Raw genomic sequence first — 21,576 nt, forward strand, 5'->3', positions numbered from 1 at the left:
CCTCCGGCGCGGGTGCGGCCGCTTCCCCCTCGGTCCTGGCCGCCACGAGCCCGTCGGCGAACTGCAGCGTCACGGGCGTGCCCGCCGGCAATCCGAGGCCGGAGCGCAGCGCAGCGCCCGCGCCGTCGCGGACCAGCACGTAGCCGCGGGCGAGCACGGCGCGGTAGCCGAGGCTGCCGAGGAGGCCGCCGGCCCGTTCGAGTCGGGCGCTGCGGCGCTCGATCAGCCCGGCCCCGGCCTGCACCATCCGCGCGTGCGACGCGGCCAGCCGCTCGCGCGACCGGGCGGTCTCGGTCTCGGCCCGGCGCAGCGTCGTCGTCCGCGCGACAACCAGCCGGTGGCTCAGCGCGGCGAGCGCGTCGCCCTTGCGGGTCGCGTGGTTGGCGAGCGCCTGGCGCGGCCGATGGTCGATCGCCGCGAGCCGCGCCCGCGCCCGGGCCAGAACCAGTTCCGGCGGATGCCGCACGAGCCGGTCGAGCAGGCGCGAGAACCGCTCGCGGAAGGCGCGGGCGTTGCCCGCGAGCGCCGGCGCGAGCCGGGCCTCGGCGAGGTCGAGCTGCTGGCGCTTGGCCGCCAGGAACGCGTCGGCACCGGGCATCGCCCGCAGCGCCGAGCGGAAATCCGCGCCGAGTCGGTCGAGCTTGCGCTCCACCGCGCCGCGGCGGCGGCGGGTCAGGTCGTCGAGGGTGACCAGCAGATCGCCCCGCACCGGCACCGCCATCTCGGCGGCGCCGGTCGGCGTCGGCGCGCGCCGGTCGGAGACGAAGTCGATCAGCGTGGTGTCGGTCTCGTGCCCGACCGCCGAGATCAGCGGGATCCGGCTCTCGAAGGCGGCGCGCACCACCGCCTCCTCGTTGAACGCCCACAGGTCCTCGATCGAGCCGCCGCCGCGGGCGACGATCAGCACGTCCGGCCGCGGGATCGCGCCGCCGGCCGGCAGCGCGTTGAAGCCGCGGATGGCGGCGGCGATCTCCTCGGCCGCGCCGTCGCCCTGCACGCGCACCGGCCAGACCAGCACGGGGCGCGGGAACCGGTCTTCCAGCCGGTGCAGGATGTCGCGGATCACCGCGCCGGTCGGCGAGGTCACCACGCCGACGACCTGCGGCAGGAACGGGATCGCCCGCTTGTGCTCGGCCGCGAACAGACCCTCGGCCGCCAGCGCGCGCTTGCGCTCCTCCAGCAGCGCCATCCAGGCGCCGATGCCGGCCGGCTCGAGGCTCTCGATGACGATCTGGTACGAGGACTTGCCGGGAAACGTCGTGATCTTGCCGGTGGCGACGACCTCGAGCCCCTCCTGCGGCTTCTGCCGCAGGCGATTGAAGGTGCCCTTCCACACCACCGCGTCGATGCGGGCGTTGCCGTCCTTGAGCGAGAAGTAGGCGTGCCCCGAGCCGTGCTGCCCGCGGAAGCCCGAGATCTCGCCGCGCAGCCGCACGTGCCCGAACGCGTCCTCCAGGGTACGCTTGAGCGCCGAGGCGAGGTCGCCCACCGACCATTCCGGCTGGTTGGCGACGAGCACGGCCGCGGGCGGGACGTCCGCGGCCGGCGGCGACCTGCGGGGGGCGGGGGGCGGGACGAGGGCCATGGCGAGAGTGCTATGCGGACGCGGCGCCGAGGTCAAAGGCCGCCGCGCGACGGTGGATCCGGTGCACGACGCGCGCCTTCGTGCGAAACGGCCCTTTCCCCGCTCCCGGATTTCGGGAACATCCTGATCGCATGAACATCCTTCTCATCGGCAACGGCGGCCGCGAGCACGCCCTCGCCTATGCCCTCGCGAAAAGCCCGCTCTGCACCCGGCTGCTTACGGCGCCGGGCAATCCCGGCACCGCGCAGCACGGCGAGAACCGGCCGGAGCTGAACGTCGCCGACCATGGCGCGGTCCGCAGCTTCTGCGAGGCCGAGCGCATCGGCCTCGTCGTGATCGGGCCCGAGGCGCCGCTGGTCGCCGGCCTCGTGGACGACCTGACGCGGGCCGGCATCCGCGCCTTCGGCCCGACGAAGGCCGCCGCGCAGCTCGAAGGCTCGAAGGGCTTCACCAAGGAGCTGTGCACCGAGCGCGGCATCCCGACGGCGGGCTACGGCCGCTTCGCCGCGCTCGATCCCGCCCTCGCGCACGTGCGCGCCGCGGGCGCCCCGATCGTGGTGAAGGCCGACGGGCTCGCCGCCGGCAAGGGCGTCACCGTCGCCGAGACGGTGGAGCAGGCCGAGGGCGCGCTGCGGGCGCTGTTCGCGGAGGCGGGCGCGGAAGTCGTGATCGAGGAATGCTTGTTCGGCGAAGAGGCGAGCTTCTTCGCCCTGTGCGACGGCACGCGGGCGATTCCGATGGGCACGGCGCAGGACCACAAGCGGGTCTTCGACGGCGACCGCGGTCCCAACACCGGCGGCATGGGCGCGTATTCGCCGGCGGGCATCGTCACGCCGGCGATCGAGCGGACCGTGATGGAGACGATCATCCAGCCGACGCTCGACGGCATGCGCGCGCGCGGCACGCCGTTCACCGGCATCCTCTATGCCGGCCTGATGCTGACCGCGGACGGCCCCAAGCTCATCGAGTACAACACCCGCTTCGGCGACCCGGAGGCGCAGGTGCTGATGCCGCGGCTCGCCTCCGACCTGGTGCCGGCGCTGCTCTCGGCCTGCGACGGCGACCTCACCGGCGTCTGCCTGGAATTCGACGCCTCGCGCGCGGCGCTGACCGTGGTGATGGCGGCGGCCGGCTATCCCGGCACGGTGGTGCGCGGCTCGACGATCCGCGGCATCGCCGATGCCGAGCGCGACGGCGCCCTGGTGTTCCAGGCCGGAACCCGGGCCGAGGGCGAGGCCATCCTCGCCGACGGCGGCCGGGTGCTGGCGGTCACCGCGCTCGGCGACAGCGTGCTGGAGGCGCAGGCCCGCGCCTACGCGGCGGTCGCCCGGATCGACTGGCCGGAAGGGTTCTGCCGCCGCGACATCGGCCGGCGCGCCGTCGCCCGCGAGGTCGCCGGCCACGGCATCTGACCGTTTGCGACCGGGCGAGGCGGGTGTGTCCCGCGTCGCCAGATCGCAAACTAACGGCCGAGGGCGTAGAGGGCGATCGCGGCGGCGTTCGAGACGTTGAGGCTGCGGATCTCGCCGGTGAACGGGATCTTGGCGAGCACGTCGCAGCAGGCGCGGGTGCGCTCGCGCAGCCCCTTGCCCTCGGCGCCGAGCACGATCACCGCCGGCCGCGTCGGGGTCAGCGTGTCGAGGCCGGTCTCGGCGTCGGAATCGAGGCCGATGCGGGTGAAACCCTGCGCGCCGAGGGCGATCAGCGCCTCGGCGAGGTTGCGCACCACCAGGAACGGCACGTGCTCCAGGCCGCCGGAGGCGGATTTCGCCAGCACGCCGGTGGCGCCCGGCGCATGGCGCGCGGTCGTGACGATGCCGGTGACGCCGAAGGCCGCGGCGGTGCGCACGATCGCCCCGACATTGTGCGGATCGGTGATCTGGTCGAGCGCCAGCAGCAGCGCATCGGCCGGCAGCGCGTCGAGGCCGGGCGAGGCGAGGGGCTCCGCCTCGAGGTAGAGGCCCTGGTGCACCGCATCCGCCCCGAGCAGCCGGTTGATGTCGGACGGCCGCACCAGCTCGGGCTCGATCCGCAGGGTGCCCAGCTCCTCCACGAGACGCGCGGCGCCGTTCTCGGTGGCGAGCAGCCGGTGCAGGATCCGCTCGGCATTGCCCATCGCCTGCACCACCGGGTGGAAGCCGTAGATCACCGCGGCGCCCTCGTGCGCCGGCTGCGGCCCGGCCGGCCGCGGCCGCTGACCGTAGGCGGGCTTGCCGAAGCCGGGTTTTCCGAAAGCGGGTCTTCCGAAGCCGGGCTTGCCGTAACCCGGCTTGCCGTGGCTCGGCTTGCCGAAGCCGGGCTTCCCATACCCTGGCTTGCCATGATCGGCCTTGCCGAAGCCGGGCTTTCGCACCTCGGACCCGGTCGGCCGCCCGCCGTCGCCGCCGTCGTCGCTCTCGCTCGCCATCCGCCCAACCATTCCAGACCCGTGCTGCGCGCGACCGCGCAGGAAAACAGCGCCCCGCCAAGGCGCGCGAAGCGGCAGCGTTAGCACGGCCGGGGCGAAGTTGCCGCACCCGCCCGGCGCCGCCATCCCGCCCCATCCGCGACAAACCGGCCCGCGCCCGCCGCCGCCGCACAAGCCGCGATCCGCCCGTTGCCCTCCGCCCGTGGCCCGACTATAGAAACCTCGGCCTAGCGCCAGCGCCCTTCGTCTATCGGTTAGGACGTCAGCCTTTCACGCTGAAGAGGCGGGTTCGACTCCCGCAGGGCGCGCCAACGTCACCAAGCACTTAGCTGATTTTCCGGTCTCGTCTCACACGGCCAGCTCACTTAGCGGCCGTTGTGGAGCGCCTTGTCCCGCGAGCGGAGTTTGTCCGCCCTTTCCCAGACAGGCGCAGCGACGAGACATCTGGCCTCCCTGACTGGCCGCCGCCCCTCGTGCCATCAGCGGGCATGATCCGGGTCATCAAGCACATCCTCATCGAGCCCACGGCCGATCGGGCTGATCGCATCGAAAGCATCCGCACGGTTATCCTCGCGGCGTTCCCGGACGCGACGGCCGAGATCGTCCCGGGCCTGCTCGACGTTGACCTCGTGGTCGAGGTTCGGGTTCCGCTCTGGCAACTCGACGAGTGGCAGGCCGTGCGGAAAAGCTGGGGTGACTTCAGCACCGTCGAGCGTAGCGTCGAGCAGGCGTTCGATCGCCTTCCAGGTGACCCGACCGCTTAGGAACCATCGCTCCGCTTGCCGCGGGCGACCTCGCGCATGGCCTCGTCCGGCAGCGGCCGCTGAAGCTGCAGTGCCTCCTCGACCGGCGTCTCCAGCCACGTGCGCCACGCCTCCGGCGTCTTCAGCAGCACCGACATCGCCTTCGGGTGGACCAGCTCGACCACGCCGTTCGCCTCAGTTGCGAGGGATCAAGCACCACAGAGCGCACTGCAGGAAAGGCGAGTGATTACAGGTGTGCTTCAAGCTCCGTCCCGCTTCGCGCCACGCGCAACGATCTTAAGCGCGCCGTCGCGCAAGGGCCGTTGCAGTTTGGCGGCTTCCGGCCATTCCGCTGACAACCACGTCTCGTATTCTTCGGCAGTGGTGAGGATCGCCGGCATCGCCTTCGGATGGATCTCCCCGACCTCGGCATTCGGCTCGGTCGTCAGGAAGGCATAAAGATCGTCCACGGTTTCGCCGTCCTTGACCTTGCGAACGGATTTCCACCCGTCGAGCAGAATGCCAGCGAAACACGCCAGCGGACGGTCTCCCCCGAGCGCAAACCAGATATCGCCGCCAGCCTTCGCGTTGAACTCGCTGAACGACGTCAGGGGAACGAGACAACGGTGCTGAGGCTTCAACCACCGGCGCCAGTGCGGGGACCGGGTATTGCGGACGTTGGTGACGCCTGCATCGACCTTCTTGCCCTTTAGTGCGAACTCCGGCGACGGCATGCCCCAGCGCATCATCGCGAGGGTGCGTTCGCCTTCTCGCATGCGCACGACCGGCGCCATGGTGTTCGGGAAGATGCCAGGCAGCGGCGGCAAATTGCCGGCCTCGTCGCGCTGGACGCCGAACGCCTTCCGGATCGCGTCCTGACCCTTGTTGAGGCTGTAGAGGTTGCACATGCCGGCACCGTGCGACGGTCAAGTGCGCGAGGGCAAGCCTTTCCGTTCGGTCCGCTTCCCCCCACCGCTGCTTTCGGTGCGGCACGTCCAGCCGATCAGGGCGCGCGGGCTGGCATCCAACGCCGATGGGGTCCGCGTCTTTTTGGACTGAACGCCCGCCGCGGATCGGCCTCATTAACCGATCACCGGCATTCTACGATCAACCCAAGGGTGCGTACGTGCCAAAGATCCCGACTGTCGCTGTAGCCGGCCTGTGGTCCGCGATCACCGTGGCGGCGCTCACTGCCGTAGCGCTAGAGCAATCGCAACAAGTCGGTGGCATGGAAGCAAAGACCCCCGCCTTTGCTACCGCGGCCGATCCCACCACCACAGCCTCGATCATCCTCACCGACGCGACCGGAGCGAGATACCGGACGCGTCGGGATTGAAGGGCTGCCTGTCTCTGCTGCTCCTTGCGGCCCCTGGCGTTGTCGAACGGATCAAAAAAGGGCTGTTTTCGCGCGAGCGCCGCGGCACTGGCCGCTATTAATGAAAGATACGGCGACTATCTCAAGTTAGATAAGAATATACTATCATTGTCGGAGATACGATTGAGCTTGTGATTGACATTGCAATAAGAAACACAACAGCATTACCATGTGCCCTTGGCCTATCTTTTAATAGGTACTCAATAGGAACTGATAGCAATAGGAATGGTAGCGCACACACAACAAAAACAATGCATATGGTGTAGTAAAGTACCACCCCAATGATTAGCAGCGGTATCGTGGAGTCTACGATTTTTGTTTCGTCGAGTGCCGCAGAATTGTAGGACATTGGGACGTCCCCTCTTCCGATCCAATTGCAACCAGTGATAGAATTGCACTTATCGGAACAACCGCAAGGGCATGTGGCTTTGCGCTTGCGGCGCAGAGTACGCAGGCCCGCGATTGGTGCCCGACACGGATCACAACCCGTCCGCAATCAGACATCGTCATCACGGTAATCTGCTGATCCTGTGCGAGAGTTCGCAGGAATATGAGCCGCTCTACCGGTGCCTGCCTCGCTCTGGCCGAGGCGCCGTTGGCATGTCAGATCTAGGCATGACCAAGCCCGATCCAAACCGCTGCGAAGTGAAGGTCGACGGGGCCTGGATGGCGGTTAGCCTCACTGAGGCGGCCGGGACACATGCCATGGCTGAGAAGCGCTGTCCGGCTTGCCACGGCCGCGTCGCCATTACCGGATCGTACGCCGCACTTGTGAAGCGCACGCTCACGCATCGGCGGGTTCACGAGGGATGCCCGCTTATTCCGCGGCACTTTTGCGGCACGGCGTCACCGCATCCGGAAGCTGTGGAGTAGGATCGATAAATGGTGTGTCGGGACCAGTCGTATGAGTAACCCGAGCACCAGCGACCTGTCTGAGGCGAAGACCGTCATCGACGACCCCTGTCACGAGGTCGCTCAGGCCCTCCGCGCGATTGGCCTACGGGTAGAGCCAGCCTGCGGCGAACTGAGCCTGTGGCACGTCGACGATGAGGGGATGACCGACGCGGGCCTGATGAAGCTCGCGGTGCTGTTGAGGCTCGTGCCCGGCTCGGCGATGATCCAGTGAGTGTCGGGGACGACAGCTCCTCCGTAGGCGGCCGCGCGCTCGACGCCATGAAGCGGGGATACAAAGCGCCCGCGCCTGCATTGCCAAAAGTCGCGAGACTGATGCTCAATGGGCGCCGAGGCACGCTATGCTCGATACCGACGAGATGATTGCTGCCAGCGTCATGGAGGGGCACAACGTCGTGCTCGCCACACAGACGGTTGTGCAATCGTGCAAGCTTCTCGTAGCTAACGCCGATCATCAGCTTAGTGAGGCAGTCGCTTTGAAGTTGCGCACCCGTGCCTTGTTAGTCGCATCACTGGCATTGCTGCACCGGGAGAGACGATGACTCAGACAACTGCTGCCCTTGGTGCATTTGCTCCGCAAGGCCGCAACAAAGCCCGCCGCAGCTGGTGCCGGGCAGGCTGAGGTTTCTTCTAGAGTAGAGGGGCGATCACCTGCTGTTCGAAACTATCCGTCATCCCCACATGGGAGATCTCGAAGCCCTCCGTGGTTCACCAGAATCATCACCATCATGGCGATCGCGTCATTCAGGACTTCCATCCAGAGGCGGCCGCTCATGAAGGCGTTCAGCTCGACACGTACCCGGCGGCTGCTATCCTGCCGGGATGCGCATAGCCCTTACCGCCCTCGCTCTCGTCGCCACGGCCGGAGGTGCCAGCGCACAGCAGCAGATGCCGACCGTCCCGGAGCTGCTGACGGCTGAAAGTAAGGCCTCACAGGCGTGTGAGGGATCAGGAGATGCTGACGTCGCCCGAGAGCAATGCCGTCTCCGCGACCGTCTGAGCGGCCGCCTGGCGCAAGCCGGCTACTGCTGGGGTCGCAAAGGCCAAACCGACGAGAAGAAGCAGTGGCACGCCTGCCAGCCGGACTCGATCTACGAGGACGATATCGAGGCGGTGCAGCGCTGAAGCCTTTCCACTCCAGGCAACACCCGCGGCCGGCAAGGCAGCTAGAGTTCATGCTGCGCCTTTGATCCAGGATTTGCCAATGCCCTACACCCTTAAACGCCTCGCCCCTGGTAGCTTCGATCTCATCCTCGACGGCGAAGTGGTCGGCAGCTTGGTCCGCGATGTGTCGCGGGACGGGTACGAAGGCGATTGGACAGCCGAACCCCTCGCCGATACCCCGCCCTTTCCGGCGCCTTTCACGAGCGAGGCGCACAAGTTCCCGAACCTGAAAGCAGCGGGGGACTGGCTCGACGCGGACGTACCTGATCTCTGATACACCCCGTGCTCGGCAAGGCGAAGCGGTCGTAGTGAGGTGAGTATGCTCGGGCGACGATCGAAGCGCAGGCTGCCCCACAGCCTGACCCAGCACCTTTCAGATCCGAAGATCGTTGTCTTCAGAGCCCGAACGACCAAGCGGCGTAGCACCCCCTCTGCGTCTGGGTCGCCGCGGAAGTTCGGCATATCGGCCGTGACCCTCATCGTCCTCGTGCTGGCCGGCGGGTACCTGCTTCACGCGTGGTAGAGGATCAAGCTAGGCTCGAGTCGACCAGGGCTACGTGCGGCACCGCGAGAGTCCTAAGGGGGCGAACCGATGGATAAGATTGCGGCGAGCATCGCGAAGGTTCTTGGAGACGCAATCCGCGAGGTGGCCGCTGACACTCACGAGCTTCCCGAGGCCGTATCGGATGCCCTCGACGCCTGGATCGCAGACCAGCCTGAGCCGAAGCCTTCACGTCCGGAGGCGATCCGACACGCGCTCACGGACTGGCTCACGAGCAAGGGCTACGTTCGGCATCGTGAGGACCCTGAGAGAGCAAACTGATGGCCGAAATCCTTGACCGTGAGATCGAGGACTCCCCGCTTGGTGGTAGCGTCACCCGAGATGGCATCACGGTGCAGGCTCACATCTACTGGTTCGCCGGCACCGCGGACGAATGGACCCTGGAGGTCGTCGACCACGAAGGCGGTCACACGGCCTGGACTGGCGCCTTTGCGACGGATGAAGATGCCTTCGAGGCTTTTGAGCATGCAGTAGCTGAGGACGGCATCCGCTCGTTCGTCGAGCAGCCGGTGGAGCATTGATCCAGCACGTGCAGGCGAAGGGCTCACGAGAGTGAACGCTGAACGGCTCGCGATGGGGGTAGGCGGCTTCATTGTAGCCTTTGGGTCGATCTCAGTGCTCCTAGCAAACGGATTCGACAATGCGCTCATAATGGTCTTGGTGTCAGCGCTCGTTGCGTCTGCTGCGCTTGTAGCTATTCAAATCAAGATTAACCTCAAGCGCTGATCTTATAAGGGCCGGGATGCCCGGACCTCTATCATTCAAGGCGAGGCAGCCTTCCTATCAAGGAATACAAGGTGTCCGAACATCAGAGTAAAGAGTGGAAGCAAGCTGAAGCACTGTTCGCTAAGCGGCAGGGCCAGCCTATCCCCATGCCTGCCGATGAGCCACCTGCGAACGAGGCCGAGACCAACTTGGCTCGGCAGAGGGCGGCACGTTTGGCTATAGATGCCGAGCAATCGAAGGCGAAAGGCCGTCTGAAATGAGCGACACGCCGGATCCTGACCGCGCCGCCCGGGTGATCGCCGAGAACGTTTACGCAGCGTTCTGCCGCTAGGCGACGATGCCGGCCATCCCGCTGGAGGAGCAGACGATCGTCACGCGGTTAGTTGAGGCGATCCGCCCGCAAATCGGCATCGACTCCACAGGTGCGATTGTGGAAGCGGCCAACGCAGCGCTATCGGCCTGGGAACAGCGTGATCCAGATGTCCGCGGTCCTCGCGTCGTAGCGGTCAATCAAACCAACGGCTCCGTGACACTGGGGTAGCTTTCAGCGGGCCCTCATAGGCCGGCTCACTTTCACACACTCGCTATGGCGCGGAAGCGCGGTCGGATCGCGTCGCCGGGGCATGAGAAGGGCGTGCAGGTTTGAGAACTTCCGACGATCAGTGTCTAAATTAAGCTCGAAAGTGCTCAGCCCCCCCTTTCGGCTAGGCAAACCTGCTGCACGACCTTAGACTGCCCTTCTCCTTTTTTTAATCGGCATCAGCGGCTTCATGGCGGAAAAACCAGAAGAGTAAGCAATAGCCCACCAACAGATGCCGATTGAACTCAGCCAGCTATACGACCTAAAATCCGGTAGAGTTCAAGCATTGGCGATAGGGCCAATGGCGCATCAGGCGTGCGATTATCTTAATAGTACTACGGGAATTGTTTGTATAAATCTGATTGCATTTAAACACATAATCTCTGAGCATAAAGATCTAAGCGACATTGAGATAATAAGTATGTCATACGGCCTTATGCGTGGGCTTATTGTTACTGATAGCAAACAGACGAATGAGGTCATCGTCTCATATAAACTGCCGGAGAGCGATTTGCGCTGGAAGATTGCAGTAAAGTGCTGCGCGCAAGGCTCCGAATTGTGGGTAAAAACCTTTCACAGAACTCGGCCGCGTCAGACGCGCGCAATCTTGAAACGCGGACGCATAATCAAGCCCCACGATTGAAGCACAGACGGGCAGCTGCGATTGCAGCTGCCCGTTGTGGCTTTGTGCGATGGGGCCTGCCGGAACCCCACAAAATGCTCTTGCCGACGAAGCAAGGCTACGGCCTGCAGAATATCACCGTGTCACGCACTCGGCCGTACGAAGATCGTCCCTTCGTGTTCAAAAACTCTAAACGACGAAGCGCCGAAAGGATATCCCCATACCCATACAAGCTATGGCACCATGTTATGCACATTAAGTTAACAGGATAAACCACTGCTACCAAACAGCAAAATCTGTTTTTGTGGATATTCTCTGAATGAGTCCATGTGGCAATCTTGCGCGATGACGCGAACGTGAACCGCATGCCACTCGCATGCCCAAAAGCACCTCGTGCCCTAACCCGGCGCGCCTTTTTCGTTCACGCGCTCGTTGCCTGAGCCAGCCATGCAGCGCACCTACTACGTCCCTGATTCTCGGAACCTGGAAAGAAAAGTCGTGCGCTGCTCGGCGGCTTGGATCGCTGTGGAGCAACGAGATCAACTGATATGGCAAAGCTGGAAAGTGGTCGTCCGCGACGCGAACGGCGAAAGAGTGAGTGACGAGGATCTAGTCGACCTGAGCAGCGATGGCGGCGCGAACCATCTTGAGGATCACCGCTCGATTCTCATCGCTTTTAAGTGAAAGCCAAAGGCTGAGCATCTCGTTCGTCATAGCTAGCTTAGAGGCTTGCGCATCGGCCCCAAAGAACGACTCGACCGATGCGCCCAAGGCTTTAGTGATATCTTCCAGCATCGCGTAGGCAACGCTATTAAATCCAGAATGATCAGCCATCGCCCGCCGCTCGGAACCTGATGCGAAGCCTATGCGAATCGCATTCAAGATGCAGAAAATTACATCCAATGCTTTGCAACCAAAGGGTGCAGAGAAAGTTTCCGTTTCGCCTTCACTTAGGAGGCTACGATCACGCGATCGTGAGGGGGAGGGGTTGGGTGCTTGATGGCGATGAGATTGAGAAGCTGGCCGAGGCTTTCCTCGCCGCGCACACCGTCGCCCAACGTGTTGGGACCCCTGAGATGCAGAGCTTAACTCGGCTCTTGCTCTACGCGTTGGGAAGCGAAGTGGCAGGCCAGCTAGTGGAGGAACGGAACCCTAGCCAATACGGAAACGATGGCTGAGGCTCTTGGTGCATTCGCTCCATAAGGCGGCCAAAAAGCCCCGCCCGGCGGGTGCCGTCGAGGCCGAGGGTTGCCTCGGAACCTTGACGTAGACGCCTCAGGATTAGGCGTCACCCAATCAGGAAGTGCACCAGGATCAGAGCCACCGCCGCCCCACCAATCCCGAGACCCATGAGGGTAATGCTGCTGAGCTGATCGACGCTGTCTACGTCATGCCCGATGCGGTGCTCGACGCTGTTCGCGCCCTCGCCCGGCCTGTCCGGACTGCCTGGGTAGATGCGGGGTGCCATATCAGTCTCCTTGACGATCCGGGGGCAACGCTGCGCTGAAGCCGATCGTTCTAGGGCCACCCACGAAAAAGCCCGCCGCGATTGACGCTGAGGAGCGCTGACGGTTGAGACTGACTCAACGAGCTAACCAATCGCGGTCAGAGCAGCTGCTGGGTCCAGAACGGCAGCCGGCACGCCTTCGATCAAGTGCTTGATCATCTCAGACCGATCGTCGAGCATGATCGAGGGCGGCTCGCCGACGATAGCGCGCCACCCTTTCACGAAATCCGCGACTGACAATTGAGCGAGCGTGCCCTTCGCCTCCATCGCATTGTCCAAAGACGGTCGCGCGAAATCGCTCATGCGATGGCTACGACTGGCGGCCGGATAGGTTCACAGCGGCTGCTTGCAGGGTGAAGAGATCAGCGCTGACGTTGTGGCTTCTGCTACCGGATTGGGACATAGGAAAAGGCCCACCGCGGCTGATGTCGGGCGGGCCGTTAGACTGACCCCATGAAGCCCAATGCTCCGTTAGCTCAATCTATTGATCCGGCAGCAATCGGGCGAGGCAGCCGGTCGCATGCGCGTTTGGGGCGGTCATCGCGCCGCCTCCACACTCGTCACGATGGTAAGGCCATTATGGTCCGTGACCGCAAATATCACAGTCGCGGGATCACGCCCTAAACCAGCGATGTGAGCAGCCGCGGCATCCTTCGCATCCGCGACCGTATCGAACATGTCGGGTAAGAGGTACATCGGTAGCATGTTTTCTTCGTCAAGCGACGAAGGATCGGCGATTGAGATTTCGACGGCATATGGCATAGGACCATCATGCCACGGTCGCTCGATCGCTCAAAGGCTGGGTCAAGCCCAGTTAGCATCAAACTAGTGGTACGGGTCTAACACTTGGTGCCCGCGCTTTGCGGCCTGGATGATGCGATCCGGGTCGGCGGTCCAGACGAACGGCTTCGGATTGCCGTTGCTCTCGGCGATGAAGCGTTTGATGGCGGCCTGTACCTCGATCAGCGATCCGAACACGCCGCGTCGGAGCCGGCGTTTTGCGAGCTTGGCAAAGAAGCCCTCGACGGCATTGAGCCACGAGGCTGAGGTCGGGGTGAAGTGGAAGGTCCAGCGCGGGTGGCGGTCGAGCCAGGCACGGACCTTCGGGTGCTTGTGGACGGCATAGTTGTCCAGGATCGCGTGGACGATCTTGCCCACCGGAACCGCCGCCTCGACCGCATTGAGGAAGCGGATGAACTCCTGATGCCGGTGGCGCTGCATGCAGCGGCCGATCACCTTGCCCTCCAGCACGTCCAGGGCGGCAAACAGGGTCGTCGTGCCGCGGCGCTTGTAATCGTGGGTGCGCGTTGTCGGCTGGCCCGGCTTCATCGGCAATGGGGCCTGCGTGCGGGCGAGCGCCTGGATCTGGCTCTTCTCGTCGACCGAGAGCACGACGGCGTGGGCCGGCGGGTCGACGTAGAGCCCGACGACGTCGCGCAGTTTGGCGGCGAAGGCCGGGTCGGTGGAGAGCTTGAACTGCCGGACTCGATGCGGCTGTAGGCCGTGCCCCCACCAGATCCGCTGCACCGACGAGACACTGATGGCCGCGGCCTTGCTCATGGCGGCGGCCGTCCAATGGGTGGTCTCGCCGGGTGGTTCTCCTTGCGTCAGAGCCACCACGCGCGCCGCCACCTCCGGCCCCAGCGGCGGGATGCGCGCCGGTCGCGTTTTGTCCCGAAGGAGCCCATCGGCGCCCTCCTGCGCGAAGCGGTCCTGCCAGCGCCAGACCACCGTCTTGGACACGCCCGCCTCACGCATGATCGCATGCGTCCCCAGCCCATCGGCGCTCAGCAGTACGATACGGGCGCGCCAGACGTGCTTCTGCGACGTGTTTCGATCCGCGACGAGTGCTTCGAGCCGAAGGCGATCCGAGGTGGAGAGCGTGAAAGAGATGCCACTGCGCATCCCGCCAGACTCGCAGGATGGGGCGCAAACCGAAACCCCACACGGACTCAACCGTCAGGGCTCAACCACTAGCCAACTACCCGCTGGGACGATTTCGCAGCGTCCCGTGGTCCAGCAGGATCATCACCACCAGCAGCATGACAATCGCGCCGCACAGGGCCGCCATCCAGAGGTGGCCGCTCGTCAAGGCGCCTTCGGCCGCTGCTGTGAGGTAATACGCCCTCTACGCTGCTTCGAACGCGCTCAGGATCGGCGCACCACCAAGCCATGCCGTCGCCGCCTCGAGGGTCGGCAATCGGTGCTCGACGCAATCGAAGGGCCGGGGGCGTGTCGCAGCCGGAAGATCCTCCAGCAGCTCCGCGCACCACCCGGTAGGAGCGCCTCCTGCTGTGGTCTCGCGAACGACACCGCCAACGATCACCCCATCGAGGGCCAGGTCGTAGCTGCCGGCGGCGAGCTGATGCAGTGTGTATGTCATCGTCGGCCCATAGCTCCCGAAGTCTGAAGGCTTTGCCGCAGCAGTGCGTTCGCGAACACCGGCTCGACGCCGCGCTGCACGATGTCGGCGATGCGGTCGGCGCTGTCCGGCGCGGTGAAGAGGTCCGCGAGGCGGCCGGTCTGCCGGCCAAGCGCCGCCTGCCGCGCCTTGCCGCCGACGTTGGCGAACAGGGATCGGCCCTGCGTCCGCAGCGCCGTGACGGCCTCGCCCAAGGCGCTCTGCTCCGACAAGGCTTCCTGCATGGCGCGGTCGGCCGAGGTGTTTGAGCCCGGCGGCAGCCGCCGGCCCGTGGCGCGCAGCGTGTCGAGCAGCATGTTCACGGCCTGCGGCGCGGCCGGGCTGTTCGGCAGCGCACCGAGCGACCATGCGTCCGTCGCCATGGTCGCCATGGGTCGATCCATTTCGATCGTGCCGCGGCCGGTCGCGCTGCCGCGCCGGACTTGGCGCAAGCCCGCATGCGCGTCGACCCTGTGTCGGGCCGATCCGCGGTTCAGCGAAACGTGCCCGACAGCTCCTGGCCGTGTGCCGTCATCAGGTCCCGCCCACCGGTCTCGTTCGCCCAGGAGAAAGGGCTCCGGTTGGGGCCGACGATGTAGATGTTCCGGTCCATGCGGATGCTTCGATCGGAAAAGATCCTGAGATCGCCCGTGTCCTGAACGGCGCCGCTGCTGCCTCCCGCCGACACGTCGATCGTATTGTCGTGAATGGAGATGTTGCGCAGCAGATAGGTCCCGAATTTTCCCGCCTGCCGGGATTGCTGGATCAGGGCGATGCCGTTGCCCTTCGTCGCGCCGTCGGACACGATCGTGTTGAAGGCGATGTCGATCACGGCGCCCTCGGTCGCGCCGGAGGCGGCGACGATGATGCCGGCGCACCAGAGCCAGCCAGGGCACGTGTCGCCGGAATTGTTGCGGACGACGTTGTGCCGGATCGCGGCGGTCCAGGAAATTTCGTGAAAGATGCCGCCGCAGCAATTGTTCTCGACCAGGTTCCACTCGGCCGTATAGTTCGTGTTGTCGATATCGCTCCAGATGCCGGGCCCCTGGTTGTCGTGGACCCAGTTGTGCCGGACGACGGCGCCGTCGCTCAAGGTGATCTTGCCGCCACCGGCCTCGAAGGCCGGATCGAACTTCTTCTGATCATTGTTGAACGCGATCTCGTTGTTTTCGACGATCGGCGCACCGGGCATGGCGGTGCCGTAGCCCGACTGGGCATTGTGGTGGATGCTGTTGCCCGAGACCACGGTGCCGATGCCCATGGAGACGCCGATCCCGGCATTGCAGCAGATCTCGTTGTCGAGGACGCGCCAGCCGCGTCCGTGGGCGGCATAGACGGCCGCATCCTGGTTGCCGGCCGTATAGTTGCGGATCACGAGGTTTCGGATGACGACGTCGCGGGCGGTCCCGTCGAAGGCGCGGCGGACGCCGTTCCGACCATCGAGGACGGCGCCCTTCAGCCCGGTGAAGGATTGCGACGGGAGCGGGCTGACATGTTGGGCCGGGTAGAGACCGGGCTGAAGGCAGAAGGCAGCACCCGGGCCTGCCGCTTCCGCCATCTCCTGCAGCCTGGCGCCGGGTTGGACGCGGATTCCCTTGCAGGCGATGTCCTTCGGGCCGGCCGGCCCGAGCAGCCCGGCCGTCTCCGCCGCTCCCCCGGACGGCTTGTGGGGGGGGCCCGCAGCATCGACGTCGACGGCGATCGCCGGCGGGCGATGCTCGTCCGAACCTGCGGCGGCCGGCGCCGGGATCGAGGACAGGAAGGCAAGGACGATGAGGGCCGCCCGCTGATCGCGCATCGCATTCGCTCTCGAAAATCGGATTCCCGTCGTGCCCTGCCAGACCGGGCACAGGCCTTTTGCCGACGGGCACGTCCCGTCGCCCGTTGCTATTTCGCGGCGCCCGAGAGGGCGTCGAGAGCGAACGATCTTCTCGCGGACCCGGGAGCCGGCCGCTTGTACGGCATCCGGTAGATCATCGATGCCGCGATGCCGAAGCCGAACAGGCACCAGAACCAGATCCCGAGCATCGGGCCCTCGAGAGCGACGTCGAAGGAGGCGTCGATCACGAACGCGAGACCGTAGGCGACGATCCAGAGCAGCACGTTCGACTGGTCGATATCCCCGCGTCGCCGAGCCTGGACGACGTCCCACAGCAATCGACCGAACCAGGTCGCGAGCAGCAGGATCCAGAGCGAGACCCCCGGCACGCCGGTCCGCGCCAGGAACGTCATGTTGACGTTGTGCGGGCTCCGCAGGGGATTGTCGGAGCGGGCGTTGCTGATCCCATCGACGACCGAAAGATTGATCCCGAGACCCTTGCCCGTCCAGAAATAAGGCCCGTGCAGCGTATAGTCCTTGATCCTCTGCCACCAGTGCAACCGCCACGTCTTGGTGTCGTCGAGATTGGCGGACTTGCTCTCGCCGAGGATGCTGTTGACATTGTCGACGATCTGCTCGAGCCCGATTTCGCGATGCGAGCCGTCGGGATTGGGCGGCCCGATCTGCTTGATCCCGAGGACGGCCATCAGCCCGAAAAAGACCAGGCACAGGAGCATGATGCGCACGATCTTCCGCATCTGCCGGCCGACGACGGCGGCGAGTAGGCTCGGGACGAGACAGGCCAGCATTCCGCCGCGGCTCGGCGTCAGCAGGGCCAGCCCGAACAGCAACGCCAGGACCCATGGCAGGCTGACCTTGCGCAAGCCGAGAAGCACGAAAATCGTAGCGCCTGCGACGTGCACCGATGCTTCGCCGGGCCTGATCTCGAACATCGGCGTTCCCGACCATGGCCACTTCGGCACAGCGTCGTTGGTGTACTTGGCCAGGAGGAAGAGCGGTCCGCCGATCAGTCCATACAGCCACGCGAAGGACGCATATCGGGCCACGAGGACCTCGATGCGGTGCGGCTGCTCCAGCAGGAGCGCGGTGACGAAGAACGCGAACAGCCCGTAGAAGACGAGCATGCTGTCGCGGATCGTGTCGAGGCCGTAGATGCCGATGTCGGGCGCGGCACGAATCACGATCAGGACCATCAACCCGGCGAGGATTTGGTTCTGCACCGGCACGAAGGTCGCGAGCACGCACCGTGTTCGGGTCCAGGCGACGAAACCGAGAAGCAGCAGGATTTCGCCCACGAAAAGGGGCGGCACGCCGAGATAGGCGAATCCCTTTCCCAAGACCGCATAGCCGAGCAGCGCAAAGCACCCGAATCGAAGATACGCGTCGCCGAAGTACGGGGTCGGCCATCGCGACGCACGCGCCCGTCCGGTTGCATAGGTCATTTGCGCGAGACCTGCTCGAGTTCGATCGATCAAAGATCCGGCTCAGGATGCCACCGTGGCTCGCGCGGATCGGCGGAGCATCGGTGTCATTCCCGCGACCCGGAAGGGGGAGGCCCAATCCGGTTCGAGCCGCCGCCCTCGAACGGTGAAGGCGGGGGCGGGTCCGCCGAACGCATCGGGTCCCGGACCGGGCCGATGCGGCGGGTCGGGCCCACGCTTCCATCGCGGGTCCGACCTGCCCGCGGCCGGATGGGATCAGACGGTGTTCTCGGCCCGACCGACCGTCCTGTCCCGGCGGATCAGCTGGGCCGTGGCCAGGGCGACGAAGCGCGGGATCATCGAGGCATAGCGACGCCATAGCCGCCTGGGCTCGGTTCCCAGGCGAAACGCCCATTCGAGTCCGTTCCGCTGCATCCAGCGCGGCGCTTGGCGCTTGGTGCCGGCGAGGAAATCGAAGGCGGCGCCGACGCCGATCAGCACCGGCGCCTCGATCCGATCCCGGTGAGCGCTCATCCAGCGCTCCTGCTTGGGCGTGCTGAGGCCGACCCACACGATGTCGGGCCTGCTCGCGTTGATGGCGCGCACGATCGCCTCGTCCTCCTCGGCGGTGACGGCGCCGAAGGGCGGGCTGAACGTGCCGGCGACGACCAGGCCCGGATGGGCGGCGCGCAAGGTCTCCGAGAGCTTGTCCGCGAGACCGGGGCCGCCGCCGAAGTAGTAGTGACGGTATCCGAGGGCCGGCGAGATGCGCGAGATCTCCCGCATCAGGTCGGGACCATAGACGCGCCGCACGCGGGGGCGGCCGAGCCTGTGGGCCATCCAGACCAGGGGCATCCCGTCCGGCGTGACCATGCCGGCGCTCGCATGGATCTCGCGCAGGGCGGCGTCGCGCCGGCATTCCATGATGCCGTGGACCCCGGTGACGCAGACGTAGTGGCGCCGGCGCGACCGGATCCAGGCATCGATCGTCATGACCGCATCCTGGAGGGTGATGGCGCTCACCGGAACGCCGAGGATCTCGACGCGCGGAGGCCTTGACGGAGCGCTCATGAGGCGGCCCTCAGAAGCGGGCTGACCGTGCCGCCCGGACCTGCCAGCAGCGCTTCGAAATAGGCGATGGTGCGCTTCAATCCGTCATCCAGAGCGACCTTCGGCGTCCAGTGCAGCAGGTTCTGCGCGCGACCGATGTCGGGGCAGCGCTGGGTCGGATCGTCCTGCGGCAAGGGTCGGTACACGATGGCCGAACCGGAGCCGCACAGGTCGATGATGCGGTGCGCGAGCTCGGCGATGGTGATCTCGACCGGGTTGCCGAGATTGACCGGGGCCTCGAGGTCCTGATCCATCGCCATCAGACGCACGAGCCCTTCGATGAGATCGTCGACGTAGCAGAAGGAACGGGTCTGCGATCCGTCGCCGTACAGGGTGATCGGCTCGCCGGTCAGCGCCTGGATGATGAAGTTGGAGACGACCCGGCCGTCCTGCGGATGCATGTGGGGGCCGTAGGTGTTGAAGATCCGCGCGACCCGGATCGGAAGCCGATGCTGCCGCTGATAGTCGAAGAACAGGGTTTCGGCGCAGCGCTTGCCCTCGTCATAGCAGGCCCGCGGTCCGGTGATGCTGACCCGGCCGCGATACGCTTCCGGCTGCGGATGGACGTCGGGATCGCCGTAGACCTCGCTCGTCGATGCCTGGAGGACGGGAATGCGCAGGCGCTTCGCCAGGCCCAGCATGTTGATCGCTCCCATGACGCTCGTCTTCGTCGTCTGCACGGGATCGCGCTGGTAGTGGATCGGGGAGGCGGGGCAGGCGAGATTGTAGATCTCGTCGACTTCGACATAGAGAGGAAAAGACACATCGTGCCGCAGAAGCTCGAAAGCCGGTTGGTGGGCGAGCTCGGCGACGTTGCTTCGTGATCCGGTGTAGAAGTTGTCGACGCACAAGACGTCGTTGTTCTCTCTGAGCAGCCGGGCGCAGAGATGCGACCCGATAAAACCGGCCCCTCCGGTGATGAGCACGCGTTTCTTCATTGTCTCCATCCCCGTACGATGATGTCGCGTCCTGCTCTCGATTGCCGATCACGTCTCCCGACCGATGCTTCGGACGCATCGGCTCGGAAACCCTGGCTGCTCGATCGGAGCGTGGCGGCCTTGAGCTTGCGCTTGCCGGACGCGGCGCCAAACCGTTCATCGGCAGGATGCCGAGCGTGGAACGCGACCCTTTCGCACTACTCCCGCTGACGGGCGTGCGTTCATATGATGCTGAGCTATGGTTGCTGCTCTGGCCTGAACCGGATCATCATTGCATCAAAAATATCGAAAATTATTTCTAACAAGTTATATAGTATTACATAGTCTTATATGTTTGCGATAAAAATTTTTTGTCCGAACAAACCCGGAAATTCCCCCCTCAATCAAGTCGGCTCGGTGGCGATGACTAGCCTTCGCGTTCTCATCTCTCACAACCGCTACCAGATCCGCGGTGGCGAGGACGCCGTCGTCGAGGGCGAAGCGATGGCGCTCGCGCGGGCCGGCTGCCGGGTCGAGACCGTTCTCGTCAGCAACGACACCATCGACAGCCCCGTCGCCCGCTTGCGCGTCGCCATCGAGGCCGCGCACGCGCCGCGCGGGATCGCCCGTGTCCTGGAAGCGGTTCGCGACTTCCGCCCCGACGTCGTGCACGTCCACAATACGTTCCCGCTGGTTTCCCCGGCGGTTCATGCGGCGGTTCGCGCGGTCGGTCCCGCCACCGTGCAGACCCTGCACAATTACAGGATCGTCTGCGCCGGCGCGCTCCTCCTGCGCGACGGACGGCCCTGCGAGGATTGTATCGCGGGCACGCCGTACGCCGCGGCCGTCCATGGCTGCTACCGCGGCTCGCGGATCGGATCCCTCGCGGTCGCCCACATGATCGCCCATCACCGCCGGGTGGGCACCTGGAAGCACGACGTCGACGCGTTCATTGCCCTGACCGGCTTCGCCCGCGATCGCTTCGCTCGCGCCGGCGTTCCCGCCGAGCGGATCTTCGTGAAGCCCAACGGTCTCGCGGATCCGGGCCCCGTCTTCGACGGCCCGCGGCAACGCCTCCTGTATGCCGGTCGCCTCAGCCCCGAGAAGGGCCTGTCCGTGCTGGCCCAGGCCGCCGCGCAGGCAGGGTTGCTGGTCGATGTCGCCGGTGACGGTCCGATGCGATCGGAGGTCGCTGCCGGCCCCTGGCTCGTGCCGCACGGTGCTCTCGCGCCGGCCGAGACGCAGGCGGCGATCGCGCGTGCCCGAGCCCTTGTCGTGCCCTCGCTCTGGTACGAGGGCCTCCCGATGGTGATCATCGAGGCGTTCGCCGCCGGCACCCCGGTGATCGCATCGCGCATCGGCTCGCTCGCCGAACTCGTCGAGGACGGCGTCACCGGCCTTCTCGTGGAACCCGACGATCCAGGGGATCTCGCCCGCGCCCTGAGGCGGATCTCCGGCGATCCGGCCGAGGCGCGGCGCATGGGACGTGCCGGGCGCGCGGTCTATGAGCAGCGCTGGGCCGAGCCGATCACGACGAAGGCCCTGATCTCCGTCTATCGGGCGGCGCTCGCGTCACGGTTTCACGCCCTGAAACGCGCGGCATCCGATCACGGTGGTCGGCACGGCTGCGGAGACGGCGCGTCGCAAGTCTTATGACGACGCAGAAGCCGCTCGACGATGCGATCTCGCAGCACGCATCGGTAT

Annotated in this window: 24 protein-coding genes, 1 tRNA gene and 1 pseudogene; 11 read left to right on the top strand and 15 right to left on the bottom strand. The window is 65.4% G+C overall.

All coding sequences use genetic code 11. From position 1 onward, the window contains the following. Positions 1-1,585: exodeoxyribonuclease VII large subunit (xseA, locus tag FV230_RS07825; protein ID WP_147841945.1), on the bottom strand; the 1,585-nt coding region annotated here is incomplete at its 3' end. A gap of 131 nt (positions 1,586-1,716) precedes the next feature. Here xseA and purD point away from each other — a divergent pair. Next, positions 1,717-2,997, top strand: coding sequence for a phosphoribosylamine--glycine ligase (purD, locus tag FV230_RS07830; RefSeq protein ID WP_147841946.1), 1,281 nt, complete (start codon positions 1,717-1,719; stop codon positions 2,995-2,997). A 50-nt stretch (positions 2,998-3,047) separates the two neighbouring features. On the opposite strand, the gene rlmB is transcribed toward purD, so the two are convergent. Continuing rightward, positions 3,048-3,992 carry a 23S rRNA (guanosine(2251)-2'-O)-methyltransferase RlmB gene (gene rlmB / locus FV230_RS07835; RefSeq protein WP_243946623.1) on the bottom strand — a complete coding sequence of 315 codons (945 nt, stop codon included), beginning with the start codon at positions 3,990-3,992 and terminating at the stop codon, positions 3,048-3,050. A 236-nt stretch (positions 3,993-4,228) separates the two neighbouring features. On the opposite strand from rlmB, the gene FV230_RS07840 reads away from it, so the two are divergent. Together FV230_RS07840 and FV230_RS07845 are read left to right on the top strand one after the other, a co-directional pair. Then, positions 4,229-4,303: transfer RNA gene (locus FV230_RS07840), tRNA-Glu, on the top strand. A 177-nt stretch (positions 4,304-4,480) separates the two neighbouring features. Further along, positions 4,481-4,756 (top strand): hypothetical protein, encoded by a 276-nt coding sequence (locus FV230_RS07845; protein WP_147841947.1) that lies wholly within the window; start codon positions 4,481-4,483, stop codon positions 4,754-4,756. On the opposite strand, the pseudogene FV230_RS07850 reads toward FV230_RS07845, so the two are convergent. Together FV230_RS07850 and FV230_RS07855 are read right to left on the bottom strand one after the other, a co-directional pair. Further along, a pseudogene (locus tag FV230_RS07850) lies at positions 4,753-4,941 on the bottom strand (SOS response-associated peptidase); the annotation flags it as partial. The gene FV230_RS07845 and the pseudogene FV230_RS07850 overlap by 4 nt on opposite strands. Positions 4,942-4,995: 54 nt before the next feature. Then, entirely contained in the window at positions 4,996-5,643 is a 648-nt protein-coding gene (locus FV230_RS07855; protein ID WP_147841948.1) for an SOS response-associated peptidase, read from the bottom strand. Between the two features lie 1,371 nt (positions 5,644-7,014). On the opposite strand from FV230_RS07855, the gene FV230_RS07865 reads away from it, so the two are divergent. The 7 genes from FV230_RS07865 (at position 7,015) to FV230_RS07895 (ending at position 10,015) form a co-directional block, all read left to right on the top strand. Further along, on the top strand, positions 7,015-7,236 hold the full coding sequence (locus FV230_RS07865) for a hypothetical protein (protein ID WP_147841950.1): 222 nt from the start codon (positions 7,015-7,017) through the stop codon (positions 7,234-7,236). A 127-nt stretch (positions 7,237-7,363) separates the two neighbouring features. Then, positions 7,364-7,564 (top strand): hypothetical protein, encoded by a 201-nt coding sequence (locus FV230_RS07870; RefSeq protein WP_147841951.1) that lies wholly within the window; start codon positions 7,364-7,366, stop codon positions 7,562-7,564. Positions 7,565-7,910: 346 nt separating this feature from the next. After that, positions 7,911-8,147: a hypothetical protein gene (locus FV230_RS07875; protein WP_246694788.1), complete on the top strand. Its 237-nt coding sequence runs from the start codon at positions 7,911-7,913 to the stop codon at positions 8,145-8,147. Positions 8,148-8,226: 79 nt separating this feature from the next. Then, the gene (locus FV230_RS07880) at positions 8,227-8,460 is read left to right on the top strand and encodes a hypothetical protein (protein WP_147841953.1); all 234 of its coding nucleotides are present in this window, start codon (positions 8,227-8,229) and stop codon (positions 8,458-8,460) included. Between the two features lie 318 nt (positions 8,461-8,778). Then, a complete protein-coding gene (locus tag FV230_RS07885) occupies positions 8,779-9,009 on the top strand; it encodes a hypothetical protein (protein ID WP_147841954.1) in 231 nt (76 codons plus the stop codon). After that, positions 9,006-9,269 carry a hypothetical protein gene (locus FV230_RS07890; RefSeq protein WP_147841955.1) on the top strand — a complete coding sequence of 88 codons (264 nt, stop codon included), beginning with the start codon at positions 9,006-9,008 and terminating at the stop codon, positions 9,267-9,269. Before FV230_RS07885 ends, FV230_RS07890 begins: the two co-directional genes overlap by 4 nt. 542 nt (positions 9,270-9,811) lie before the next feature. Beyond that, on the top strand, positions 9,812-10,015 hold the full coding sequence (locus FV230_RS07895) for a hypothetical protein (RefSeq protein WP_246694789.1): 204 nt from the start codon (positions 9,812-9,814) through the stop codon (positions 10,013-10,015). Between the two features lie 1,270 nt (positions 10,016-11,285). On the opposite strand, the gene FV230_RS07900 is transcribed toward FV230_RS07895, so the two are convergent. The 11 genes from FV230_RS07900 to FV230_RS07950 form a co-directional block, all read right to left on the bottom strand. Beyond that, positions 11,286-11,510, bottom strand: a complete 225-nt coding sequence (locus FV230_RS07900; protein ID WP_147841956.1) for a hypothetical protein — start codon at positions 11,508-11,510, stop codon at positions 11,286-11,288. Between the two features lie 454 nt (positions 11,511-11,964). Next, positions 11,965-12,144 carry a hypothetical protein gene (locus tag FV230_RS07905; protein ID WP_147841957.1) on the bottom strand — a complete coding sequence of 60 codons (180 nt, stop codon included), beginning with the start codon at positions 12,142-12,144 and terminating at the stop codon, positions 11,965-11,967. Positions 12,145-12,267: 123 nt separating this feature from the next. Further along, the gene (locus FV230_RS07910; protein ID WP_147841958.1) at positions 12,268-12,486 is read right to left on the bottom strand and encodes a hypothetical protein; all 219 of its coding nucleotides are present in this window, start codon (positions 12,484-12,486) and stop codon (positions 12,268-12,270) included. Between the two features lie 234 nt (positions 12,487-12,720). After that, complete coding sequence (locus FV230_RS07915; protein WP_147841959.1) at positions 12,721-12,945, bottom strand: hypothetical protein; 225 nt, start codon at positions 12,943-12,945, stop codon at positions 12,721-12,723. Positions 12,946-13,008: 63 nt separating this feature from the next. After that, the gene (locus FV230_RS07920; protein WP_147841960.1) at positions 13,009-14,088 is read right to left on the bottom strand and encodes an IS630 family transposase; all 1,080 of its coding nucleotides are present in this window, start codon (positions 14,086-14,088) and stop codon (positions 13,009-13,011) included. 223 nt (positions 14,089-14,311) lie between these two features. Next, positions 14,312-14,566: a hypothetical protein gene (locus tag FV230_RS07925; RefSeq protein ID WP_147841961.1), complete on the bottom strand. Its 255-nt coding sequence runs from the start codon at positions 14,564-14,566 to the stop codon at positions 14,312-14,314. After that, entirely contained in the window at positions 14,563-14,976 is a 414-nt protein-coding gene (locus FV230_RS07930; protein WP_147841962.1) for a hypothetical protein, read from the bottom strand. The genes FV230_RS07925 and FV230_RS07930 overlap by 4 nt, the downstream gene beginning before the upstream one ends. A 101-nt stretch (positions 14,977-15,077) precedes the next feature. Continuing rightward, positions 15,078-16,382 carry a right-handed parallel beta-helix repeat-containing protein gene (locus FV230_RS07935; protein ID WP_147841963.1) on the bottom strand — a complete coding sequence of 435 codons (1,305 nt, stop codon included), beginning with the start codon at positions 16,380-16,382 and terminating at the stop codon, positions 15,078-15,080. An 89-nt stretch (positions 16,383-16,471) separates the two neighbouring features. Continuing rightward, positions 16,472-17,761 (bottom strand): O-antigen ligase family protein, encoded by a 1,290-nt coding sequence (locus FV230_RS07940; RefSeq protein WP_187275430.1) that lies wholly within the window; start codon positions 17,759-17,761, stop codon positions 16,472-16,474. Between the two features lie 360 nt (positions 17,762-18,121). Continuing rightward, positions 18,122-18,916 (bottom strand): WecB/TagA/CpsF family glycosyltransferase, encoded by a 795-nt coding sequence (locus FV230_RS07945; protein ID WP_147841965.1) that lies wholly within the window; start codon positions 18,914-18,916, stop codon positions 18,122-18,124. Beyond that, on the bottom strand, positions 18,913-19,893 hold the full coding sequence (locus tag FV230_RS07950) for a UDP-glucuronic acid decarboxylase family protein (protein ID WP_147841966.1): 981 nt from the start codon (positions 19,891-19,893) through the stop codon (positions 18,913-18,915). Before FV230_RS07950 ends, FV230_RS07945 begins: the two co-directional genes overlap by 4 nt. A 402-nt stretch (positions 19,894-20,295) precedes the next feature. On the opposite strand from FV230_RS07950, the gene FV230_RS07955 reads away from it, so the two are divergent. Then, positions 20,296-21,528 (top strand): glycosyltransferase family 4 protein, encoded by a 1,233-nt coding sequence (locus tag FV230_RS07955; protein ID WP_147841967.1) that lies wholly within the window; start codon positions 20,296-20,298, stop codon positions 21,526-21,528. The last annotated feature ends 48 nt before the right edge of the window (positions 21,529-21,576 follow it).

Origin of the sequence: Methylobacterium sp. WL6 (assembly GCF_008040095.1) — a bacterium.
In the GTDB taxonomy this organism is placed as follows: domain Bacteria; phylum Pseudomonadota; class Alphaproteobacteria; order Rhizobiales; family Beijerinckiaceae; genus Methylobacterium.